The organism is Pseudomonas sp. AB39(2026) (genome assembly GCF_059831485.1).
Window position 1 is genome coordinate 3,551,940 of the sequence record NZ_CP195212.1, and the last position, 23,336, is coordinate 3,575,275.

Annotated in this window: 17 protein-coding genes; 15 read left to right on the plus strand and 2 right to left on the minus strand. The window is 59.9% G+C overall.

Annotated elements, in window-relative coordinates; translation table 11 throughout:
• The first annotated feature begins 416 nt into the window (after nt 1–416).
• From glnE to ACSAMW_RS16420, 8 genes are read left to right on the plus strand one after another with little or no spacing between them, the layout of a single operon-like run.
• A complete protein-coding gene (gene glnE / locus ACSAMW_RS16385; RefSeq protein ID WP_500594061.1) occupies nt 417–3,278 on the plus strand; it encodes a bifunctional [glutamate--ammonia ligase]-adenylyl-L-tyrosine phosphorylase/[glutamate--ammonia-ligase] adenylyltransferase in 2,862 nt (953 codons plus the stop codon).
• A 50-nt stretch (nt 3,279–3,328) separates the two neighbouring features.
• A complete protein-coding gene (gene waaF, locus ACSAMW_RS16390; protein ID WP_500591186.1) occupies nt 3,329–4,378 on the plus strand; it encodes a lipopolysaccharide heptosyltransferase II in 1,050 nt (349 codons plus the stop codon).
• A complete protein-coding gene (waaC, locus tag ACSAMW_RS16395) occupies nt 4,379–5,440 on the plus strand; it encodes a lipopolysaccharide heptosyltransferase I (RefSeq protein ID WP_500591187.1) in 1,062 nt (353 codons plus the stop codon).
• Nucleotides 5,440–6,564: a glycosyltransferase family 4 protein gene (locus ACSAMW_RS16400; protein ID WP_500591188.1), complete on the plus strand. Its 1,125-nt coding sequence runs from the start codon at nt 5,440–5,442 to the stop codon at nt 6,562–6,564. The genes waaC and ACSAMW_RS16400 overlap by 1 nt, the downstream gene beginning before the upstream one ends.
• Nucleotides 6,561–7,367, plus strand: coding sequence for a lipopolysaccharide core heptose(I) kinase RfaP (rfaP, locus tag ACSAMW_RS16405; RefSeq protein ID WP_500591189.1), 807 nt, complete (start codon nt 6,561–6,563; stop codon nt 7,365–7,367). Before ACSAMW_RS16400 ends, rfaP begins: the two co-directional genes overlap by 4 nt.
• Nucleotides 7,367–8,101 carry a lipopolysaccharide kinase InaA family protein gene (locus ACSAMW_RS16410; RefSeq protein WP_500591190.1) on the plus strand — a complete coding sequence of 245 codons (735 nt, stop codon included), beginning with the start codon at nt 7,367–7,369 and terminating at the stop codon, nt 8,099–8,101. The genes rfaP and ACSAMW_RS16410 overlap by 1 nt, the downstream gene beginning before the upstream one ends.
• Nucleotide 8,102: 1 nt before the next feature.
• The gene (locus tag ACSAMW_RS16415) at nt 8,103–8,855 is read left to right on the plus strand and encodes a lipopolysaccharide kinase InaA family protein (protein ID WP_500591191.1); all 753 of its coding nucleotides are present in this window, start codon (nt 8,103–8,105) and stop codon (nt 8,853–8,855) included.
• Nucleotides 8,855–10,291 carry a lipopolysaccharide kinase InaA family protein gene (locus ACSAMW_RS16420; RefSeq protein ID WP_500591192.1) on the plus strand — a complete coding sequence of 479 codons (1,437 nt, stop codon included), beginning with the start codon at nt 8,855–8,857 and terminating at the stop codon, nt 10,289–10,291. Before ACSAMW_RS16415 ends, ACSAMW_RS16420 begins: the two co-directional genes overlap by 1 nt.
• A 20-nt stretch (nt 10,292–10,311) precedes the next feature.
• On the opposite strand, the gene ACSAMW_RS16425 is transcribed toward ACSAMW_RS16420, so the two are convergent.
• Nucleotides 10,312–13,233: a dermonecrotic toxin domain-containing protein gene (locus tag ACSAMW_RS16425; protein ID WP_500591193.1), complete on the minus strand. Its 2,922-nt coding sequence runs from the start codon at nt 13,231–13,233 to the stop codon at nt 10,312–10,314.
• Between the two features lie 164 nt (nt 13,234–13,397).
• Between ACSAMW_RS16425 and ACSAMW_RS16430 the strand changes: the two genes are divergently transcribed.
• The 6 genes from ACSAMW_RS16430 to ACSAMW_RS16455 all read left to right on the plus strand — a co-directional run bounded on the left by ACSAMW_RS16430 (nt 13,398) and on the right by ACSAMW_RS16455 (nt 20,793).
• Nucleotides 13,398–15,155 carry a carbamoyltransferase family protein gene (locus ACSAMW_RS16430; protein WP_500591194.1) on the plus strand — a complete coding sequence of 586 codons (1,758 nt, stop codon included), beginning with the start codon at nt 13,398–13,400 and terminating at the stop codon, nt 15,153–15,155.
• Nucleotides 15,139–16,269, plus strand: a complete 1,131-nt coding sequence (locus ACSAMW_RS16435; RefSeq protein ID WP_500591195.1) for a glycosyltransferase — start codon at nt 15,139–15,141, stop codon at nt 16,267–16,269. Before ACSAMW_RS16430 ends, ACSAMW_RS16435 begins: the two co-directional genes overlap by 17 nt.
• Nucleotides 16,269–17,165: a GNAT family N-acetyltransferase gene (locus ACSAMW_RS16440; RefSeq protein WP_500594062.1), complete on the plus strand. Its 897-nt coding sequence runs from the start codon at nt 16,269–16,271 to the stop codon at nt 17,163–17,165. Before ACSAMW_RS16435 ends, ACSAMW_RS16440 begins: the two co-directional genes overlap by 1 nt.
• Nucleotides 17,162–18,556, plus strand: a complete 1,395-nt coding sequence (locus tag ACSAMW_RS16445) for a PIG-L deacetylase family protein (protein WP_500591196.1) — start codon at nt 17,162–17,164, stop codon at nt 18,554–18,556. Before ACSAMW_RS16440 ends, ACSAMW_RS16445 begins: the two co-directional genes overlap by 4 nt.
• A 34-nt stretch (nt 18,557–18,590) precedes the next feature.
• Complete coding sequence (locus ACSAMW_RS16450) at nt 18,591–19,547, plus strand: glycosyltransferase family protein (RefSeq protein WP_500591197.1); 957 nt, start codon at nt 18,591–18,593, stop codon at nt 19,545–19,547.
• Nucleotides 19,548–19,638: 91 nt separating this feature from the next.
• Nucleotides 19,639–20,793 carry an O-antigen ligase family protein gene (locus ACSAMW_RS16455; protein ID WP_500591198.1) on the plus strand — a complete coding sequence of 385 codons (1,155 nt, stop codon included), beginning with the start codon at nt 19,639–19,641 and terminating at the stop codon, nt 20,791–20,793.
• Here ACSAMW_RS16455 and ACSAMW_RS16460 read toward each other — a convergent pair.
• Nucleotides 20,768–21,409, minus strand: a complete 642-nt coding sequence (locus tag ACSAMW_RS16460; RefSeq protein WP_500591199.1) for a phosphotransferase — start codon at nt 21,407–21,409, stop codon at nt 20,768–20,770. The two genes, ACSAMW_RS16455 and ACSAMW_RS16460, sit on opposite strands and share 26 nt — an antisense overlap.
• A gap of 111 nt (nt 21,410–21,520) precedes the next feature.
• On the opposite strand from ACSAMW_RS16460, the gene msbA reads away from it, so the two are divergent.
• A complete protein-coding gene (gene msbA, locus ACSAMW_RS16465; RefSeq protein ID WP_500591200.1) occupies nt 21,521–23,323 on the plus strand; it encodes a lipid A export permease/ATP-binding protein MsbA in 1,803 nt (600 codons plus the stop codon).
• The last annotated feature ends 13 nt before the right edge of the window (nt 23,324–23,336 follow it).

The following is a 23,336-nucleotide window of genomic DNA, read 5'->3' on the forward strand; positions in this document are numbered from 1 at the left end:
GGCGGAAAGGCCACCAGAATCGATGACCTGAGTTTGCGACTGGCCTTGTGGGCAGACGACATGAATTCTTGGATCACCGGTTGGTTGGCCCGGCGTCCTGTAGTTTTACTACAAATCAGCGTGCATTTCATGCACCGCAGCAACAGGGGCATCAGGAAAACCACCCACCTTAACACTTCAATTCCACATAGGCTTGTCTGCGGAACTGATCGAGCTGACCAGGAAGTAGCCCTGGAAGGTTAAACTACGACGGTTGATGCCAATATTGATCGATTTTCCGCTATTTCTAGCCTTTGTTGGACAGTCTGATCAATAGCGCGGTTTCTCTGGCCCGAACACTGTGCGCATTTGAGCGCCACCAAGGATAGACCATGACCCTCCCGGCGTTGATCCCCCTACCCGACGTACTGCGCGACATGGCAGCTACCCGCTTGGCCAGCCTCGCCCAAGTGCAGGCGTGGCCTGCACGTTACCTTCAAGCCTTTGAGCGGGTAAGCGCAGCCAGCGACTTTGTATTCGAGCAAGCCAGCCGAGACACAGGGCTGTTGCCAGCACTGATCGACAGTGGCGACCTGGACCGCGCCTATGCCCCCGGCGAGCTGCGGCAGCAGATACAGGCCGCCGTGCGTGAGTGTGGGGATGAAGAAGCGCTCGGTCGAATCCTGCGCCGTCAGCGGGCCCGTCACCAAGTGCGAATCATCTGGCGCGATCTTATGCGTGTCACTGACCTGCAAGGCACTTGCAGGGACCTGTCCGACCTGGCCGATGCCTGTATAGACGAGGCCTATCAATGGCTGTACCCGCGGCATTGCCAGCAGTTTGGTACACCTGTCGGCCACCGTTCCGGTGAGCCTCAGCAATTGATTGTGCTGGGCATGGGCAAGTTAGGTGCCGGTGAGCTGAACCTGTCTTCGGACATCGACCTGATCTTTGCTTATCCGGAAGGCGGTGAAACCCAAGGCGTCAAGCGCCCGCTGGACAATCAGGCCTTCTTCATCCGCCTGGGCCAGCGGCTGATCAAGGCATTGGACCCTGTCACGGTCGATGGCTTTGTGTTTCGGGTGGACATGCGTCTAAGGCCTTATGGCTCCGTGGGTGCGTTAGTGCTCAGCTTCAATGCCCTGGAGCAGTACTACCAGGACCAAGGCCGAGACTGGGAGCGCTACGCAATGATCAAGGCGCGTGTGGTGGCCGGGGACCAGGCCGCTGGCGCCCAGTTGTTGCAGATGCTTCGGCCCTTCGTGTACCGCCGCTACCTGGATTTTTCAGCCATCGATGCGCTTCGCACCATGAAGCAGCTTATTCAGCAGGAAGTGCGACGCAAAGGCATGGTCGACAATATCAAGCTTGGTGCCGGTGGCATTCGCGAAGTCGAATTCATCGCCCAGGCGTTTCAGCTGATTCACGGGGGGCGTGACCTCAGCCTGCAGCAGCGACCACTGCTGGGCGTGCTGGACACCTTGGAACAGCAAGCCTACCTGCCGGCCAATGTGATCGCCGAGCTGCGAGAGGGCTATGCCTTCCTCCGCTACACCGAGCATGCGTTGCAAGCCATCGCTGATCGGCAGACCCAGACGCTGCCTGACAACGACCTGGACCAAGCTCGTGTGGCCTTCATGATGGGCTTCAGTGACTGGCCGTTATTCCATGCCAGCCTGACGCACTGGCGCGAGCGAATTGCATGGCATTTCCGCGGTGTGATCGCTGCCCCCGATGAGGACGAAGACACTGGAGAGGTCGTAGTGGGGGCCGAATGGCTGCCCCTCTGGGAACAGCAGCAGGACGATGAGGCCGCCCGCCAGCAGTTGGCCGCAGGTGGTTTTGTGGACCCCGCCAAAGCTTTGGAGCGCTTGGCCAGCCTGCGTAACAGCGGCCAGCTTCGCGCCATGCAGCGTATGGGGCGGGAGCGGCTGGATGCGTTTATCCCTCGGCTGCTGGCCCAGGCCAGCGAGCAGGCCGAGCCTGACCTGGTGCTTGAGCGTGTATTACCTTTGGTAGAAGCCGTGGCCCGCCGCTCAGCCTACCTGGTGCTGCTGGCTGAAAACCCGGGTGCCTTGCGCCAGCTGCTGACACTGTGCGCTGCCAGCCCCTGGATTGCCGAGCAGATAACCCGCTTCCCGCTGCTGCTGGACGAACTGCTCAACGAGTCACGGTTGTTTCATCCACCGCTGGCGCCAGAACTGGCTGCCGAGTTGCATGAGCGCCTGGCCCGCATTCCCGAAGACGACCTTGAACAGCAAATGGAAGCCTTGCGGCATTTCAAGTTGGCCCACAGTTTGCGCGTAGCCGCTTCGGAAATCGCCGGCACGTTGCCGTTGATGAAAGTCAGCGACTACCTGACCTGGCTGGCCGAAGCCATTCTTGCCCAGGTACTGGAATTGGCCTGGCGCCAGACGGTCGCCCGCCATGGCACCCCTGTACGGCCTGATGGCTCCCCGTGCGCGCCGGGCTTTGTGATTGTGGGCTACGGCAAAATGGGTGGCCTGGAGCTGGGGCACGGGTCTGACCTGGACCTGGTGTTCATTCATGATGCCGATGGCGCGGCTGAAACGGACGGCGAGCGCCCTATCGACGGGGCTCAATTCTTTACCCGCCTGGGCCAACGCATCATTCACCTGCTGACCGCACACACCAACTCAGGGCAGTTGTACGACGTGGACATGCGCCTGCGGCCTTCTGGTGCGGCGGGGCTGCTGGTAAGTTCGCTGGGCGCCTTCGAGCGTTACCAGCAACAGGAAGCCTGGACCTGGGAGCATCAGGCACTGGTTCGGGCACGCGTGCTGGTGGGCGATAGGGATGTTGCGCAGTCGTTTGAACGCATCAGGGCTCAGGTACTGGGCCGCAAGCGTGACGTGCAGCCTTTGCGCGATGAAGTCAGCGAGATGCGCGCCAAGATGCGCGACAACCTTGGTACACGGCTGACCCTGGCCGGGACGGCGGCCAATGCCTTTGACAGCCAGGCACGGTTTGACATCAAGCAAGACGCTGGAGGTATCGTCGATATCGAATTTATGGTGCAATACGCGGCCCTGGCGTGGTCGCGCCAGCATCCTTCATTGCTGCGCTATACCGATAATATCCGGATTCTCGAAGGGCTTGAGCAGGCAGGGTTAGTGCGCCCTTCCGATGCCAGCCTGCTGCGAGAGGCCTACAAGGCCTACCGCTCCGTTGCCCACCGTCGGGCCTTGCAGAAGCAGGCCGGGGTGATAGCCGGAGACCAGTTCGTAGCCGAGCGCCACGAGGTGATGCGGGTCTGGGCTTTGCTCGGGCTGCGTTAAACTCTGATTTCCGGGGAGGCGTTGGCCTCCCTGACCGTTGCGGAAAACCCATGAGAATTTTGATCATCGGGCCCAGTTGGGTCGGCGACATGGTGATGGCCCAGACGTTGTTCCAGTGCCTGAAGGTCCGTCACCCCGATTGCCAGATCGACGTGCTCGCTCCGGAGTGGAGCCGGCCCATCCTGGAGCGCATGCCTGAAGTTCGCCAGGCGCTGAGCTTCCCGCTGGGGCATGGCGCACTGGAGTTGGCCACCCGGCGCAGGATCGGCCGCGCGCTTAAAAGCCAGTATGACCAGGCTATTGTATTGCCCAATTCGCTCAAGTCGGCGTTGGTACCCCTGTTTGCAGGGATTGCCCGGCGCACGGGCTGGAAAGGTGAGTTCCGCTATGGCCTGCTCAATGACCTGCGCCTGCTGGACAAGGCGCGCTACCCCTTGATGATCGAGCGCTTCATGGCGCTGGCATTCCCGCCAGGGGAAACACTGCCCACGCCGTACCCTCAGCCACGCTTGCGAATCGACCCCGCCAGCCGTGAGGCTGCCCTGGCGCGCTTTGGCCTGGTGCTGGACCGGCCGGTGCTTGCATTGTGCCCCGGTGCCGAGTTTGGCGAGTCCAAAAGGTGGCCAGCCGAGCATTACGCAGACGTGGCCGAGGCGCGTATTCGCCAGGGCTGGCAAGTGTGGCTATTTGGTTCGAAGAAGGACCAGCCTGTGGCCGAGGCAATTCGCGAGCGGTTGATTCCTGGCTTTAGGGAGGAGTCTGTCAACCTGTGTGGTGATACGTCTTTGGCCGAAGCCATCGACCTGATGTCCTGTGCAGACGCGGTGGTATCCAATGATTCAGGCCTGATGCACGTGGCCGCCGCGCTTAATCGCCCATTGGTCGCCGTATACGGGTCCACGTCGCCTGGCTTCACACCGCCATTGGCTGACCAGGTAGCCGTAGTACGGCTGGGTATCGAATGCTCCCCGTGTTTTGATCGTACGTGCCGTTTCGGCCATTACAATTGCTTGCGCCTGCTGGAGCCGCAGCGGGTGGTCGATGCGCTCAAGGGCATGGAAGCGCCAGATACCGTTCAGCTGATGGCAGGGGCCGATTAAGTGCGGGTATTGCTAATCAAGACGTCTTCACTGGGTGATGTCATTCATACGTTGCCGGCGCTCACGGACGCTGTCAGGGCCGTTCCCGGCATTCGCTTTGACTGGGTTGTGGAAGAAGGCTTTCGTGAAATTCCCACCTGGCACCCGGCAGTCGATAAAGTCATTCCCGTTGCCATCCGCCGCTGGCGCAAGAACCTATGGCAAACGGTGAAAGGCGGCGAGTGGCGCAATTTCAAGGAACAGGTGCGTGAACATACCTATGACCTGGTGATTGACGCCCAAGGCTTGGTTAAAAGCGCCTGGCTTACCCGCTACGTAAAGGCCCCGGTGGCCGGCCTGGACAAGCGTTCGGCACGTGAACCCATTGCAAGCCGGTTCTACGACCGCAAGCTGGGCGTGGTTCGCGGTCAGCACGCGGTGGAACGGATACGCCAGCTGTTCGCTCTGGCCTTGGGTTACGACTTGCCAAACACTTTTGGCCAGTATGGCCTGAGCCGCTCACGGCAACATCAGGTACCCCATGCCATACCCTTCGTGGTGTTCCTGCACGGTACTACCTGGGATACCAAACACTGGCCCGAGGCCTATTGGCGTGAACTGGCCGAGCGCCTGGGCCTGGCCAACATCGGCGTGCGGTTGCCTTGGGGCAATGACGCAGAGTTCCGGCGTGCCCATCGCATTGCCGCTGGCCTGAACAATGTCGCAGTCCTGCCTAAGCTCAACCTGGCAGGCGTGGCAGACACGCTAGTGAAAGCGCGCGCCTGCGTGGCCGTGGACACGGGCCTTGGCCACTTGGCAGCGGCACTGGATGTGCCCACCCTGTCGCTGTATGGCCCAACCAACCCGGGGCTTACCGGGGCTTATGGGCGCACCCAGGAGCATTTGGCCAGCAACTGGCCCTGCGCCCCATGCCTGCAGAAACACTGTACCTACAAGCCGACGCCGGAAGACCTGCAGCGGCATGACATAAAACGTGAGTGGCCCTTGTGCTTCACTCGCGTCAACCCTGAGCGAGTAGCAGGGCGCCTGAGTGCGCTGCTACTGGCCGAGGACCTGCGTTAATGCAACTGGCTTTCGTGCTGTACAAATATTTCCCATTCGGCGGCCTGCAGCGTGACTTCATGCGCATTGCCCTTGAATGTCAGCGCCGTGGGCACCAGATTCGCGTGTATACGCTCATCTGGGAGGGCGATGTGCCGGAAGGTTTTGAAGTGCTGGTCGCCCCGGTCAAAGCCCTGTTTAACCACAGGCGAAATGAAAAGCTCAGCGCCTGGATGGAGGCAGACCTGGCCAAGCGCCCGGTGGACCGGCTGGTCGGCTTCAACAAGATGCCAGGCCTGGACGTGTACTACGCTGCAGACGGTTGCTACGAAGACAAGGCGCAAACCCTGCGTAACCCCCTGTACCGGCGCTGGGGCCGTTACCGTCACTTCGCCGAGTATGAGCGCGCTGTGTTCGCACCCCAGGCTCGCACTGAAATCCTGATGATTTCCGAAGTTCAGCAACCCCTGTTCGTCGAGCACTACGGCACGCCAGCGTCCCGCTTCCATTTGCTGCCGCCAGGTATTTCACAGGACCGCCGCGCGCCGGCCAATGCCGCCGAGGTGCGTGCTGCGTTCCGGGAGGAATTCGGCCTGGGTGCGCAGGACCGCCTGCTGGTACAGATCGGCTCGGGCTTCAAGACCAAGGGCGTAGACCGCTCTCTCAAGGCGCTAGCCGCGTTGCCCCAGGCCTTGCGTCAACGTACGCGCCTGTTCGTGATTGGCCAGGACGACCCCAAGGTGTTCCAGCTGCAAAGTACCGCGTTGGGCTTGAACGAGCAGGTAACGTTCATGAAAGGCCGTAGCGATATTCCGCGCTTCCTGCTGGGTGCCGATGCCTTGATCCACCCGGCCTACAACGAAAACACCGGCACTGTGCTGTTGGAGGCGCTGGTCGCCGGGCTGCCGGTGCTGGTTTCAGCCGTGTGCGGCTATGCCCACTACATTAACGAAGCCCAGGCGGGCATCGTGCTGGGCGAGCCGTTTGACCAGGCAGAGCTCAATAGTCAGCTCAAACGGCTGCTGGAGCAGGATGAGGCACGCGCCGAGTGGGCACGCAATGGCTTGGCCTTCGCAGCAACGGCGGATTTATACAGCATGCCCGAGCATGCGGCGGACGTGATCCTGCAGGAGCGTGTGGCATGAAGCTGATGCTGGCCGAGCCCTTCAAGCACCTGTGGTCTGCGACTGATCCGTTCGCGGGGGTCGAGGCCCTTCAGGGCGAGGTGTACCGCGAGCTGGAAGGGCGGCGTACCTTGCGTACGGAAGTGGAAGGGCGCGGCTACTTCGTGAAAATCCACCGCGGTATTGGCTGGGGTGAGGTGTTCAAGAACCTGTTCAGCGCCAAGCTTCCTGTGCTGGGGGCGGGCCAGGAGTGGGCCGCCATCCGCCGCCTCCATGAGGCAGGCGTGCCCACCATGACAGCCGTGGCCTATGGCGAACGCGGTGCCAACCCGGCAGCTCAGCATTCGTTTATCGTGACCGAAGAACTGGCACCTACGGTCAGCCTGGAAGACTACAGCCTGAACTGGCGTACTCAGCCGCCGGCACCGCGCACTAAATGGGCGCTGATCGAGCGTGTTGCCCAAATGACAGGGGGCATGCACCGCGCCGGCGTTAACCACCGCGACTGCTATATCTGCCATTTTCTGCTGCATACGGATTGCCCGTTCAACCCGGTCGATTTCCGCCTGTCGGTGATCGATTTGCACCGGGCACAAACCCGCCCTCGCATTTCCCGGCGCTGGCGCAACAAAGACCTGGCGGCCTTGTACTTCTCTGCTCTGGACATCGGCCTCACGCGCCGCGACAAGCTGCGCTTTCTGCGTACCTATTTCCAGCAACCCCTGCGCGACGTGATGCGCAACGAGGCGCAGTTGTTGCGTTGGCTGGAGCACAAGGCAGGCAAGCTGTATGACCGAAAGCTGCGTTATGGAGATGCGCTCTGATGGCAGGCTGGCAGCTGGACCCTAGCGACCAGGGGCTTTCCAATGTATTTGGCAGCCTGGACGCGGTGTTCGCCCTCCAAGGTGAACGCCTTACACGCGACCCGCTCTCCGAGCTGGTCAAAGTAATGCATGAAGGTGTGGCCTACTACGTCAAGCGTTACAACAGTGCAGGTAAAGGCTTACGCCGTTATCTAGGCAAACCGCGGGTAAAAGCTGAGTGGCAAAACCTCAAGCGGTTCGCCAAGTGGGGTATTCCCACGGCACATGTGGTGGGGTTCGGGCTGGAACGCGACAACGTATCGTTCGAGCGCGGCGCCATGATTACCCGCGAGCTTCCCGCCACCGAAGACCTGCTCGCACTGGTAAAGCGCCAAGACCTTCGCCTACGGGACAGGGCCTGGGTGCAGCAGGTGAGCCAGCAGTTGGCGCGGCACACCCGTAACCTGCATGACCACCATTTCACCCATAACGATCTCAAGTGGCGCAACCTGCTAGTGGATGAGACAGGCAAGGTCTACCTGATCGACTGCCCTAATGGCGCCTTCTGGTGGGGCTTCATGTTGCGTTACCGGATCACCAAGGACCTGGCCTGCCTGGACAAAGTCGCCAAGTACCAGTTGTCTGCCACCCAGCGATTGCGGTTCTACCTGCAGTACCGCGGGCGCCAGCGGCTCAATGCGTCGGACAAGAAGCGTATCCGGCACATTGTGAGTTTTTTTGAGGGCCGGGAATAACGTGAAGCCTTTTATCGCACCGGGGGATCAACCCTTACTCGCCCGCCATGGCCTTGTGGATTTCGAGGCCTTGTGGGCGCTGCCTCTCACAGCCGTGGACGAAGCCAACGTAGGCCGGGGTGGCTGGAGCCAGGTGTTTCGGCTGGACGTCGGCACCCAGGGCTTTTATCTCAAACGCCAAGCCAACTACCTCACCCGCAGTGTGCGCCACCCCTTTGGCGAACCCACTGTGGCCAGGGAGTTTCGCAACATTCGCCTCTACACCCAGCGGGCTGTGCCCGCGCTTGAGGCCAGCTACTTTGCCGAGCGCCATAGGGGCGGCGAGTGGCAGGCCATGCTGCTGACCCGGGCCCTGGATGACTGGAGCGAGCTGGGCGCCTGGCTGGCGCAATGGCCAGTGCTGATGCCTGCACGCCGTGCGGCACTGGTAAAGGCCTGTGCCGAACTGGCGCGGCAGCTTCACGGTGCGGGGCTTGTGCATGGCTGCTTCTACCCCAAGCACATCTTCCTGAGGGCCGAGGGCGAAGGCTTCCAGGCCCGCCTGATTGACCTGGAGAAAACCCGCAGCGCCTGGCTGGGGCAACGTGACCACGTGCGTGACCTTGAGCCTTTGCTGCGCCGCGCCACGGCATGGTCTGAGGGCGATATTCGCGGCTTCCTTGCCGCCTATCTTCAGGCGGCGCCCACAGACAAGCGGGTTACCACCTGGCTGGAGCAACTGGTAGCCCGTCGGCGCCATAAGGAGACACGTTGATGTCGTTGCACCTGTTGGCTAAGGCGGGGCGCACCCCGGCTTTGCCACTGACACTGTCGCTTGCAGATGCTGCGGGCCCAGCGGAGCTGCAACTGCTGACGCTGCTTCGCGTCTTGCCAGGGCAGCGCTATGTAGGTGCAGGCGTATGGCGTGGTCGCCCAGTCCTGGCCAAGTTGCTGGTAGGGCCGCGCGCCGCCAAACAATTCCAGCGTGAGCGTGAAGGGGCACGTTGGCTGGCCGGCCAGGGTATTCCTACACCTGCCCTGGTGGCCCAAGGGCTACGCGACGGAGAAGGTGGCTGGTTACTGTTCGAGTTCCTTCAGGGCAGTGAAAGCCTAGGTGCCGCTTGGAACAAGGTGGAAGCGTTGGCGCCATTGGCCGATGCACAACGTGATGTGCTTGGGCAAGCGCTTGAATCCATTGCCGCGCTGCATGCTCAGGGCTTGTGGCAGGAAGACTTGCACCTGGACAACTTGCTGCGCCGGGATGGCCGTGTGTACGTGGTCGATGGCGGTGGTGTACGCACGGAACAGCCTGGCGCGCCGCTGTCACGCCAGCGAGTGCTTGAAAACCTCGGCGTTTTTTTCGCTCAACTGCCTCAGGCGCTGGCCCCTTTTATCGAGGAGCTGCTAGTGCATTACCTGTTGGCCAACAGTGAACATGCCCTTCCCATGGAAGCCTTGGAAAAGCAGATTGAAAAGGTGCGTACATGGCGCTTGCGTGATCTGCTGGCCAAGGCCGGCCGGGATTGCACCCTATTCAGCGTAAGCCAAACGCCTTGGATGCTCCGCGCCATGCCCCGTGACGAAGAGACGGCTATGGTACCTGTGCTAGAGCAGGCCGATGCATTGATCGCCCGAGGGCACCTGTATAAAACCGGGGGTGCCGCCACAGTTGCCAAGGTTACGGCCGATGGCCGCGTGCTTCTGATCAAGCGCTATAACATCAAGAACGTAACCCATTGGTTCAAGCGTTTCTGGCGGCCCAGCCGGGCTTGGCACTCCTGGATCGAAGCGCAGCGGCTTCGCTTTCTCGACATTGCCACGCCTCGACCGCTGGCCGTGTTGGAAAATCGCACCCTCGGGCTGCGCGGCACAGCTTATCTGGTAACTGAACACCTCCCAGGCCCGGACCTGATGCAGTGTTTCAGCACCCATGTACAAGACGGGAGCGTGCCGGAGAGGCAGCTGCAGGCGCTTGATCAATTGTTCGCCAGCCTGATCCGTGAACGTATCAGCCATGGCGACCTGAAGGGCAATAACCTGTTCTGGGCACAGGGCCAGTGGGCCCTGATTGACCTTGATGCCATGCAGCAGCATTCAAGCATTGCCAGTTTCGCCCCAGCCTTTGCCCGCGACCGGGCCAGGTTCCTGCGAAACTGGCCCAAGGGCAGCTGCCTGTACCGGCTGCTCGACAAGCGGTTGCCCTTGCTGTAATGCCGCGGTGCCCAGGTAGGCTACAGGTCAAACCAATCGCTGCTCAGGCTGCTTTGCCGCACTTTGGCCTGCCAGGTGCCGCCTTGTGCCTGGCGTACCATAAGCGTCAGTGGGGACTCCAACGGCTGTGCATGTGCCAGGCTCACAATGTAGCGGCCCGGCAATAGGCTGGGGCGTACGGCTAGCACGTGGTTTCCGATACGTAGGTAGTGGCGGTTCTCGATTACGGTGACCTGATTGGCTTGCAGGCTGGCGGGAGGCGCGGGCAACTGCGCCAGTTGCAGCAGTGCGGCTTTGTCAGGCTCAACACCTTTCCAGCGTATCGCGTCCACCATTTCCCAGTCGCCTGCTGCGTTCTTGCGCACAATTGGTCGGTGCCTGGCCTGCGGCATGCGTGGGTCAATGACACGCCAGTGCTGGCCGTCATGCGTCACTTGATATTGCTGCCTTTGGCGGTCCTCGATAAAGAACTCAGAGGCGCCTCCTTCGACCTGCTGTGCTTCGTAAACGCCCTCGGAATAGTCAGTGGCCAGCCGATACCTCAGGAAGGTGCGCTGTGGCTTCACCGCATACTGGGTATGTAACGGAACAGGGTTGCTCATGGGTAGCTCGCGTACCAGCTTGCCGAATATTGGGCTGGTGGAGAGTGCCACAGACGCCTCGAACAGATTGGCACAGCCTTCGCTCACATGCAGCAATACGGTTTCGGCCGGCGCCTCGCCTATCGCTTCCCAGGCCTGGACAAAGCTCCAGAGCGCGCGGGTGAGGGAAAACACACCTGCCACGCGCCCTGGAAGGAACATGCAAGCCACTTCCGTCAACGTCATCGCCAGTTGGGTAGCGGTCTGCAGGTTGATCTCACGGTTCGAGGCACTCTGGGCGTCGGCATTGGCCATGACCAGCCGTGTCTCGGACTGATAAGCATTGTAAAAGAAATTGGCACTTACCCAGCGTGCCTCCACATGGGTTGCCAGCGCGGGGGTACCCAGCAAGCGCCCAATGGCCGCGCGCTCGGCCAGTGCAACATGTTGGAGGATGTACTCCCGCGTGGCAGGTGCGTTCAGCCATTGCGCTGCAAAGCGTTGACGGTTGTCGAACCATTGCCAGCTTTTTCGGAAGGGGCTGTCACCGGCATACAGCAGCACAGGCTGAACGCCAGGCTCTGCAACAGGACCCAGCAGGTAGACCCCTTCCAGCGGAGTGTTTCGAATAAAGACCTGCCAAACGCCCAAGTTAATAGTGCCCACCTGGCCCCTGGCATCGGACAGCGGTTGATCCAGCACCGCCTTGATCCATTGCCAGCCGAGCGCATCAGGGCCTAACTGCCCACGAAACCTGGCTTTGAGCCCTTCAACGGACATTTTCGCTCGCAACAGCCGCTCATGGCGTTCGCGTCGCCATTGGGCTTCGGGGCCATGGCGCAACCTGGTTAGTAGGTGGCGACCATAGCTGCCACCGACGTTTGCGTGTCGTATCAATCGGCGTACGGTTGGGCCCGTCAAGCCTGGTATGGGCCGGCCTTGGTTATCACGCACCTGTGCCGTAAGCAGGTAATCGAAATCCAGTGGCGAGATGTTTTTCAGGGCCAATTGCACTAGGCTGTAGACATGGGCGGTGTGGGTAATGGATGGGCCAGTACGCTCCAGAGATCTCCCAGCCACAGAAGATGAAGGCTGCAGCGGGTTTACCAAAGGGCCCGTGCCGTCGCTAGACGTGACAGTAATAAATACGCGCTCTGGCGCTACCAGAATGCCTAGGGCTCTGAGCTCGCCGGCTAGCAATCTACTGGCATACAGGCGTAGCCAGGTAGTATCGGCGAACTCCTGGGCGGTGGGCAGGCCTGGGGCAATCGCATTGGCGGTAGCCAGTGCCAGTTCACGCATGCCAAGAATCAGTTCAAGGCGTTGGTTATGGGACAGGCCATGCATCCAAGTCGGCATGTCACGCTCCAGCAAATGAACGTAACGCGTGAGGCGCAGGCCTTGGCTGGCGATCAAGGGGGCAATATCGGCAGCTGCTTGCAGCAGGGCGCTGGCGCCATCCAGATCACGCAGCTCGAACAGTGCGAGTGCCTTCGGCCAGGCGTGGCGGAGGGCATCTTGCTGGCGACGCTCCAATTGGCTTACACACCAGCCAAACACATCGCTGCTCACTGGCTCAAAGGTCAAAGCGTCGCCGTAGAGAGCTGAGTCTTGGGAGTCAGGAGGAAGTGGCGCCAGCAGGGCCGGGCCTTGCTCGTCGTTCTCCAAGCGTTCAGCTAGCTCCTGACGTAGGGCGCTCACAGATGCAAATGTCTCGAAACCCTGGGGTAAGGTGCTGAACACTACGGGCTCCGAGGGATGTGTCGTGGGCGAATGGCGGCAGATTACGAACGCGCCAGGAATCACCCAGCGATTGTGCCCTTGGTGCACAACGACAGTCCCCACCCAAGGGTGGGGGCCAGTGCCCGCCACGCCGAGCAATAGGCGTGCAGCCTGCTCAGGCAGGGTTCGATCAGTCAGGCGCAGTTGAATCTGAGCACGCCATTGTGCGTGGTACAGCTTACGCAACCATGTTCGGGCCAATTGGCCTTCAACATAGGTAAACCCCCAGAAGCGCTTTATTGCGTCCAGATAAAGCTGCAGCAGGCCGTGGCCAGTACGCGCCAGGAAACGCAATACCCACTGGTTCTGCTGCAGGCTGACCGGCAAAAAGCCCTCAGAGGTGAGACGCTGTACCGTGCCCTCAGGGAGAGGGTTGCCTAGGGCCAGTTGACACAGGTGGTGAGTAAGCGGCGCCTCGTTCAGGTACAGCTGGTCCAGTGGTACGGTGCCCAATGGATCTGGCATGGCATTTTCAAAGCGCCATGCCAAGGTCGACAGCAGCGAGGGCAGCGGCTTTAAGCCTTTCCTGAGTGACTCGTCAAGGGCATCTAGCTGGGCAAGTGGGTCGGGTATAGTCATCGGTAGCCTCCATCGAAAGAGGCCAAGCCTGCGCAAGTCAATCGGGCCATAGGGCGTGCATAGGTATTGGGTCTTGAACGGTTGGGTTATACTCGCGCGTTTTCGATCACCAGCAATAGCGGCCCACGCCTGGGCGCCTATTGAGTACACAGAGGCTCTGACCCTTGGCATTGACGATTCTCGGGCTGTCCGGCGCCCTCAGCCACGACCCCTCCGCTGCGTTGTACATCGACGGCAAACTCATTGCCGCCGCTGAAGAAGAGCGCTTTGTACGGGACAAGCATGCCAAGAACCGCATGCCCTACGAGTCGGCCAAGTTCTGCCTGGAGCAGGCCGGCATCAAGCCAGCAGACGTTGACGTGGTGGCCATTCCCTTTGCCCCTATAAGCCTGTTCGGCAAGGCTCGCTGGCACTATGCCAAGCGCTACTGGTATGCCCCGGATCGCGCCCTTGACGCGTTGCTGATGGGCAACCGGCGCTACAAGCGCTACCGCAACAAGATCGTGTGGTGCCTGGAACAACTAGGTTTTGACCCTAAAAAAGTGAAGATCGAGCCAGTCGAACACCACTTGGCCCATGCCTCCAGTGCCTATCACTGCTCCGGTTTCACGGAGAAAACCGCCATTCTGGGTATCGATGGCAAGGGCGAGTACGCCACCACCTTCTTCGGCTATGGTGAAAACGGCAAGATCCATAAGCTCAAGGAATTCTTTGACCCTGATTCGCTAGGCGGCCTGTATGGCGCGATCACCGAATTCCTGGGCTTCGAGATGCTCGATGGTGAGTTCAAGGTCATGGGCATGGCGCCCTATGGCGATGCCAGCCAATACGACTTCTCGCGCCTGGCCTCCTTCGAGAACGGCGAACTGGTGATCAACACCGACTACGCCAACGTGATCGGCCTGCGCCGCTACAAGGAAAAGGGCAAGGGTTTCTACTTCTCGCCCAAGCTGATCGAATGGCTGGGCCCAAAGCGCGAGGGCGACATCGCTGACGAGCCCTATATTCACTATGCCGCCAGCATGCAGGCGCTGTTTGAAAAGCTTGCCTTGCAGATGATCGACTACTACCTGGGCGACGTGCTAAAGGAAACCGGCAAGCTTGCCTTCGCCGGCGGTTGCGCGCTGAACGTGAAGCTGAACCAGAAGATCATTGCCCGCCCGGACGTAAAGGAGCTGTTCGTGCAGCCCGCTTCAGGTGATGCCGGTACGGCCGTCGGGGCGGCGGCCTATGTGTCCCATGCTCGCGGTGTGCCTGTCGAGAAAATGGAACACGTATACCTGGGCCCTTCGTACTCCAATGAGGACGTGATTGCCGCCTGCGCACGCCACCCAAGCAAGCCGGTGTGGAAGCAGATCGAAAACATGCCCCAGGCAATCGCGAAAATCATGGTGGAGGGCAACCCCGTCGCCTGGTTCCAAGGGCGTATGGAGTTCGGCCCCCGTGCACTGGGCGGCCGGTCGATCATCGGCTGCCCGAGCGTGCCGGGTGTGGCCGACCGCATCAATCACCAGATCAAGTTCCGCGAGCGGTGGCGCCCCTTCTGCCCGTCCATGCTCGATACCGTGGCACCGCAGATGATCAAGGTCGACCACCCGGCCCCCTTCATGACCTTCACGTTCGAAGTGGCTGAAGAGTGGAAAACCCGCGTGCCGGAAGTGGTTCACGAGGACGGGACCTCCCGTGCCCAAGTGCTCAAGCGCGAATACAACCCGCGCTACTACGACATGATGAAGGCCCTCGAAGACCTTACAGGCAACGGGGTATCCCTCAATACGTCGCTCAACCGCCGTGGTGAGCCCATGATCTGTTCGCCTACTGACGCACTGAACATGTTCTTTGGGTCGGACCTGCAATACCTGATCATGGAGGATATTCTGGTGGTGAAGGAAGGCGTGAACGCCCATGACACAAGCGCCTGAGCGGCGGATACTGCAGTTCTGCCACGGGTATGACGGTCCTTTTCTGGACTGCGCCCGGCAGTACGCCAGCCTGTTCGCCGGCAGTGGTTACTCGGTGACAACGGTGTTCCTTACAGGCCGTGCCAACCCTGAGGTGGCTGCGGCCTGTGATTCAGCCGAGGTGCTGTTCATGGAGCTGTCTTCGCGTGACGTGCGTGGCTTGAAACTGAAGGCCATTGCTCAGCTTCGCGCCATCGTGGCCAGCCGGAACTTCGCACTCTGCATTGCCCACCGTTTCAAGCCGATCTACATCACGCTGCTGGCCACCCGTTTGCCTGTTATAGGCGTGCATCACGCCTTCGGCGATTACCAGCGGCCGGGGCGGCGCCTGTTCGCTCACCTGTTCAAGCGCCGGCTCAGCCTGCTGGGGGTATCGAATGCCGTACGGGATGATATGCGCCGCTGCCTGGCTGGCTGGTCTGCCGAGCGCATCCAGACTTTGTACAACCGGGTAGACATCAAGGCCCGCCAGCACAGGCTGTACAGTGCAGCAGATGCACGCAAGGCGTTAAGCCTGCCGGAGGCCGACTGGATTGTGGGCACCGCTGGCCGGCTGCACCCGGATAAGGACCAGGCCACGTTGTTGAGAGGGTTTGCCCAGGCGTTACCGTGCCTGCCTTCGGCAGCACGGTTGGTGATCATGGGTGAGGGCAGGCTGGAAGCTGCGCTAAAACAGCTCGCTCTGGAGCTAGGTATTGTCGAGCGCGTAACGTTTACCGGCCAGGTTACCCATGCTGCACGTTATTTCCGGGCCTTCGACGTATTCGCCCTTAGCTCGGATCATGAGCCCTTTGGGATGGTGTTGCTCGAAGCGATGGCTGCAGGCGTTCCTGTCATTGCCACCGCGTGTGGCGGCGCACAGGAAGTGGTGGAAGGCGTCGGTTTATTGTTTCCGCTTAGGGATACGCAAGCGTTGGCCGGCCTGCTGGCCGAAGTGGCCGGTTACGACCAGAGCCGTCGTGACGCCCTAGCCAAGGCACTTCAGGATCGCGTACAGGACCGTTTCAGTGACGATTCGGTAAGAAGCACCTTCTGGCAGTTGCCTACGGTGGAGCTGTTGAGTAAGCGCCAATGATATTAAACAGGTTTCAATACTGGCGCGAGCGAGGCTGGGACGTGATAGGCGCTGCTGACTATGCCAGCGCTTGGGCCCGGTTTGGAGGCAGTGTAGCGACTCACCCTGACGTGGTGGAGCGCTTGGCGGGCCTGGCCGATATCCCGGTTCGCTACCTGGGCTGGCAGCAAGGCGGCGAGCTTTGTGCCGCATTGCCTGTCTGGGGCAGGCACCTGGCCTTGTCCAAGGACGTGCTCAAGCAACGGGGCAAAAAGGGGATGTTCGACCTGGGCAATGCGGAAATCATTCTGCCCGCAAAGCCCGGCACCCTGGCGCCATTGCGCCATTGCGGGCGTTACCTTGGTGAGCCGAATACCGGGCGGTTCAGTGGCCTTTCGGTGCAGGCCGAAACCTTGGCGCTGGCACGTGAACCTGAGGCCTTGTCCAAGAAGTTTCGCTACAACCAGCGCCGCGAACTCCGGTTGCTGGAAGACGCAGGGGGACAAGTGCGGGCCGTCAGCGAGTTTTCACCGGCGGAATTTGCCACGCTCTACTGTGAGTTGTTCCAGCGGCGCTGGGGCTTCCCGGCTACGGGTGCCGATCGTATGGCGGATGTACTGACGCTGTTACAAACGTTCATGATGGGCTCTGTACTGTTTCTCAATGACGCCGCCATAGCCATACAGCTTGTCTACCGTGTAGAAGCGCCGGAATGGGTCAGCGTGGAGTACGTCAACGGCGGCGTGGACCCGCAGACGCGAGCGTTTAGCCCAGGCAGTGTGCTCAGTTACTTGAATACTCAAGCCGCCTGGGAGGATGCACGCGCACTGGGTAAAGACCTGCGGTTTTCGTTCGGGCGTGCCGACCGTGAGTACAAGGCCCGCTGGTGCAATGCCATACCGGTATTCAAGGTATGAGCCGCAAGCAGGCGCTGCTCAAGCGTCACCGCCGCAACAAACGGTTGGCATTGTTCGTAGGCATCAGTGCCTTCCTGTTTATTGGCATATTCGTCGCTTGGTGGGTGACCCCGATAGTAGCGCTATTGTCGTGGGCCGCTCATGAAGCCTGGTTCGCTGACCACCTGTTTTACTCGCCCCGGCAAGATTACCAGTACGCGTTTGGCGAGGGTGCGCTACAGGCCAAGGCAAGCTGGGTTGATGGCCGGCTGTGTGTGACAAACCCCCTGCCCACAGGGAGCGACCTGACTATCATTGTCGAGGTACAGCTTCGCGGCACGGTGCCAAGTCGTTTTCTGGACCCGGCGGTCCTCATTGAGCACGCCGATGTTCAGACGTTCGAGCGAAACTGTGCAGGCCTGCGTTACCTGAACCTTTCTGCACACGCCAGCGCTCTCCAGGAAGGTGTACGCTTGAAGGGCCGGTACTGTCGCATCGTCGGCGAGCCGAAGGTATGGGTGTTTGTCCAGCCCAATTACCGTGAACAGCGTGTAATGGTGATTGCGCCGCATGCCGATGATGCGGAGCTGGCAGCCTTTGGGCTGTACAGCCAGGCTGTGGAAAGTTGGATCGTCACCCTTACCGCAGGTGAGGTAGAGTCTGAGCACTACAAAGCCATGGGCCTTGCCAAGGAACAGGCAGCCCAGCTCAAAGGGCGCCTTCGTGCCTGGGACAGCATTGCCGTACCGCGCTGGGCAGGTGTGCCTGAAGCCCGCTGTGTGCAACTGGGATACTTCTGCTTGCAGCTCGAGGCCATGCGAGCCGCGCCGCAACAGCTCGTTTCTTCTCGAGAGGCCGGCTTGTGCGATACGCGCCTGTTCCGGCAGTTCAATACCCTGGCGTTACCGGGTGATGATGGAAAGCCCACATGGCACAACCTGGTGGCAGACTTGCGCGCGCTGATTGAGCAGGCCCGCCCAGGCGTGATCGTTTTGCCAGATACCACGCTCGATCCGCACCCTGATCATGTGCAGGCGCACCACGCCGTGCGGGAAGCATTGCGCAGTACCCACTGGCAGCCCACACACCTGCTGGGCTATGCGAACCACCTGCATGACAACGATCGCTGGCCCATGGGCAACGCTCATGAAGGTATTGCCCTGCCGCCGGTGTTCGAGCCTGGTACAACCTTCTGGCCCGTCAGCCTGCCGCTGGATGAACACGCTCGAATGAACAAAGCGATGGCACTTGGCATGATGCATGACCTGCAACCTCGGCTCGCACTCAAACGACGTGTACGTCGCGTGCTTCAACACGCGTTGGCCGGTCGGCGCTGGGCCGTGGAAGGAGAGAATGAGTTTTTCCGTAAGGCCGTGCGGCGCCATGAGCTTCTATGGCGGCTTGAACGATGATGCGTGACACCCTGGCAGGCGATGAGAGACGTTTATGAAGGTTCTGTTTCTAGTGCAAAAGGACCAGCGCGCCATCCTGGATGAGCTGTACAAAGGTATTGCCGAACATTGCGAGTGCGACCTGCGTTGGCTGGACAGTGATGAGCAGCGACATCTGCGTCGGTATTTCAAGCAAGAGGTCGATGTAAGCCGGTATGACCGCATCCTGTTCTTCTTGCGTTTCAAACAGGAGATTCGGCAGGTAGCGTTTATCCGCACGCTGCCTAACCTGGTCATCCTTGAACACGATGCCTACCAGAATTACATAGCCTGCAAATACACCGGAAAATTCAGTGAGCATTACCGTCAACTGCCTTGGGCACGGGTTATCAGCTCAGGGGCTCAGGTAGCTCGTCGGCTGCGCGAAGAAGGCTTTGACGCACATTTCGTACCCAAGGGTTATGACCAGACCCTTGTTGGTGAGTTAGGGCTTGTACGCGACATAGAGCTGGGCTTTGTAGGCAGCTTGAAAAGCGTTGCCTACGCTCAGCGCAAGGCGTTCCTGGAAGCTTTAGCCGATGTAGAGGATTTGCTTGTAACCCGGACGGAGTCGGGCGCCGATTACAACACCATGCTCAACCGTATCCGCTTCTTTGTAAGCGCTGATGTGGGCATGGGTGAATACATGATCAAGAATTTCGAAGCCATGGCCGCTGGCTGTGTGCTGTTTGCCTACGATCAGGGTGAAGAGGAAAACCGGGCACTGGGATTTGATGACATGCAAAACGTGGTGCTTTACCAAGACCTGGCGCACCTACGGCATAAGTTGCGCGTGCTGCGAGAGCAGCCTGAGCTGGCACGGGAAATCGCCGCCCAAGGGCAGGCGCTGGTTCAAGGGCGTTACGGGTTTCACAGCATAGGTGCGCAGATCGTGGAATGCCTGCGAGCACCCTTGCGATTGCAGCCGGCGCCAGGCCCCTTGGCCCGCTTACGCGCTGCATTGGGTTTCTGAGTACAGCTTCATGGACGTCTTGGCCTGTTAGGCGTATTTACACAGGCGGCATGTGTGTCGCTTACATTGCATTAAGCCTGAGGGGCCGTTTTTGACAAGTCAGTCTTACCACCGCTATTTCACGTACGCTTTGGTGGCATTCATCCTGAGCTTTGTCCTCCAAGGCTCGGCGAAGTGGACCAACAACCTGTATTACGCCTTTGTCGCACTGCCTGGGTTGGTAGCATTGATCCGCTGTAGGGGGGCAGGCCTGTTCAGTCAGCCCATTGCAATCGGGTGGTTGGTGCTTCTGGCGTGGTGCCTGGTACCCGCGGCGCGAGAAGAGGGTACGCAGTTTTACAAGCATATCCTCTATACCGGGCTGTTCGTGTTCATAGTGGCCAGCCTGCCAGAGCGGGACTTTTTCTACCGAGGCGGGGTGGCTCGGGCGTTGTTCTGGCTGATCGCCCTGTACACCTATGCTTGTGCCGCGTACGCCTACCTGTCAGGCCACATATCCTTTGGTTCGCGAGTAGACATACTGCCCGCCCGAATGGAAAACGTGATTTATACAAGCATCTGGCTCATGTGCGCGCTTGGCCTGGCGCTGCCTACATGGACCCGTGAGCGACGGTATGTAGAAATGGCCCTGGCCGGTCTGCTGGCCTTCGTGGCCGTAGCCTTTGTGCTGCAGACACGTACTGGTATCGTAGGGGGGCTTTTCATCGTGGGCCTATGGAGCCTCTACAGCATCTACCGCTACCCGCGCATCGCAAGTGCAATTGTCACGGTACTGGTGCTGGGCACGGGCGTAGCACTGTGGGCCATGTGGAACGAGCCTTGGCTGACTTCGCTGATCGGCCGGGGCGACTCCTACCGTATGGACCTGTTCCGCATCATGACCGGCGAATGGGCACATTGCGGCTGGGCACTAGGGTGCGGGGTGAATTTCCACACCACTCAAACCTTGCCCGGAGGCATTCCTATTCCGCATCCGCACAACATCTTCGTGGCGTTCGGGCTGTACACCGGCGGGGTATCCCTGTTGATCTTCCTGCCCCTCATGATTGCCACGCTTTGGCAGGCCTGGCGCCAGCGTGATCCATGGGGGCTGTACCTGGCCGGTGCCTTGCTGATGCTTAACTTCGATGGCAGCAAGCTGGTAGGCAACCCGGATGAGCTATGGGTGCTGGTGCTACTGCCAGCCGCCGTTATTCTAGGTGGCGCATTGCATCAGCGGATCAAGACCCTGCCAGCGCCGCGCTGACGGCGTGTGCCGGGCAGCACTGCTGCCCGGCCATGTACCCTGCTACGAAAGCGTCGCCTTTCTCGGCAAGCCATTGTCGGTCCTGGGGGTAACGCAGCATATGCTTGAAATTGCGCTCGCGCAGTGAACGACTCAGGGGGCGGCGGTAGAGGCGGAGGTCGGCAATGTCGATCAAACCCAATGTGCCTTCGGGGGTTAGTACTACGTTACCCAAGTGAGCAGAACGGAAGTACACACCTGTTTCGTGCAGATGGGCAATGAAACCTCCCAATTGCCTTTGTAGCGCAGGTGATACAGCCCCTTGGCCAATGAGCTGGCGAAGGGTGTGGCCAGGCAAGGGGGCGTAGTGCACGGCATCGCGTTCGATCTCGCTGATGCGATACAGGCCCGTCACCTGCGGGCAAGGAATGCCACGCGCTGCCAAGCGGTTGCAATTGTCGGCGAAGCGTTTGGCGTAGGGATACCAGGCTGCCGAGGTGAACAGGCGCTTTCGCCGGAACAGCTTGAGCATGGAGCCGTCTTGGAGCCGTAGCACCTTGTCCCCGGAGCCATCGGCTTCCAGTACCTGAGCTCCTTCTCTCAAGGCCATGTAACGGCCGCAATCAAGCGCTTGCATTCCTACTCCTGCACAGGCCCTCCAAGGTGGGGCGACCGCTATGGTAGCGCACCCGGCCGTATGATGGCCCCTGTGGTACACTGCGCGGCTCTTTCAATACGATGATTTCTCATGAGCAACCCTGAGCCCTCCGCGCCCTCGAGCCTGAAAATCTATCTGCGACTACTGTCCTATATGCGCCCGTATGTAGGCTTGTTCAGCCTCAGTATCGTTGGCTTTGTGGTATTTGCATCCACCCAGCCCATGTTGGCGGGTATCCTCAAGTATTTCGTCGACGGGCTGAATAACCCAGAGGCGGTACTGTTCCCTACTGTGCCTTACCTACGCGACCTACAATTGTTGCAGGCAGTCCCTTTACTTATCGTGCTGATTGCCGCTTGGCAGGGGCTGGGTTCCTACCTGGGCAACTACTTTCTTGCCAAGGTCTCGCTCGGGCTCATCCATGACCTGCGGTTGTCGCTGTTCGACAAGCTGTTGGTGCTTCCCAACCGTTATTACGATACCCATAACTCAGGGCACTTGATTTCGCGCATTACGTTCAACGTGACCATGGTCACGGGCGCCGCTACGGATGCCATCAAGGTTGTGATTCGCGAAGGCCTGACGGTGGTCTTCCTGTTTGGTTACCTGCTGCTGATGAACTGGCGCCTTACTCTGGTGATGTTGGCCATCTTGCCGATCATTGCAATCATGGTCAGCAGCACCAGCAAAAAATTTCGCAAGCAAAGCAAAAAGATCCAGGTCGCCATGGGTGATGTCACGCACGTGGCTTCCGAAACCATCCAAGGTTATCGGGTCGTCCGTAGTTTCGGCGGTGAGCACTATGAGGCTGAGCGTTTTCGGCAGGCTAGCCAGAGCAACACCGACAAACAATTGCGCATGACCAAGACCAGTGCCATCTATACGCCGATGCTGCAACTGGTGATCTACACCGCCATGGCGGTGCTGATGTTCCTGGTGTTGTGGCTGCGCGGCGATGCCAGCGCAGGCGACCTTGTGGCCTATATCACGGCCGCCGGCCTGTTGCCTAAGCCGATTCGACAGTTGTCGGAAGTGAGCTCGACCATTCAACGCGGTGTGGCAGGAGCGGAGAGTATCTTCGAACAACTGGACGTAGCGCCTGAAGTAGACACAGGTACGCTAGAGCGTGATCAAATCAGCGGCCGGCTTGAAGTGCGTAACCTTACGTTCACTTACCCCGGTACTGACAAGCCCGTTTTGAATGACATTACGTTTACGGCAGAGCCCGGGCAGATGATCGCCTTGGTAGGCCGTTCCGGCAGTGGCAAGTCCACGCTGGCCAACTTGATCCCACGCTTCTACTACCATACTGAAGGCGCCATTCTCTTGGATGGCCTGGAAGTGCAGGATTATCGGTTGCGCAACCTGCGCAAGCATATAGCTCAGGTCAATCAGCAGGTCACACTGTTCAACGATACTGTCGCCAACAATATTGCCTATGGCGATCTGGCCGGTGCGCCGCGCGAACACATCATTGATGCAGCCACGGCTGCCTTTGCCCGGGACTTCATCGAACAGCTTCCCCAAGGATTTGATACCGATGTAGGGGAGAACGGCGTGCTGTTGTCAGGTGGCCAGCGCCAACGCCTGGCGATCGCGCGTGCCCTATTGAAGAATGCCCCCCTTCTTATCCTGGATGAAGCGACCTCCGCCTTGGATACCGAATCCGAACGGCATATCCAAGGGGCCCTTGATCACGTTATGAAAGGGCGTACTACACTGGTCATTGCGCACCGGCTATCCACAATCGAAAAAGCCGACCTCATTCTGGTCATGGACCAGGGCCGGATCGTAGAGCGCGGGACTCACCAGGCGCTGCTTGAGAAAAACGGGTTCTACGCCAGGCTGCATGCGATGGGCCTGGAAGAGCCGGGCAAGAGGGACATTGCCTGATACGTTGGCTGAA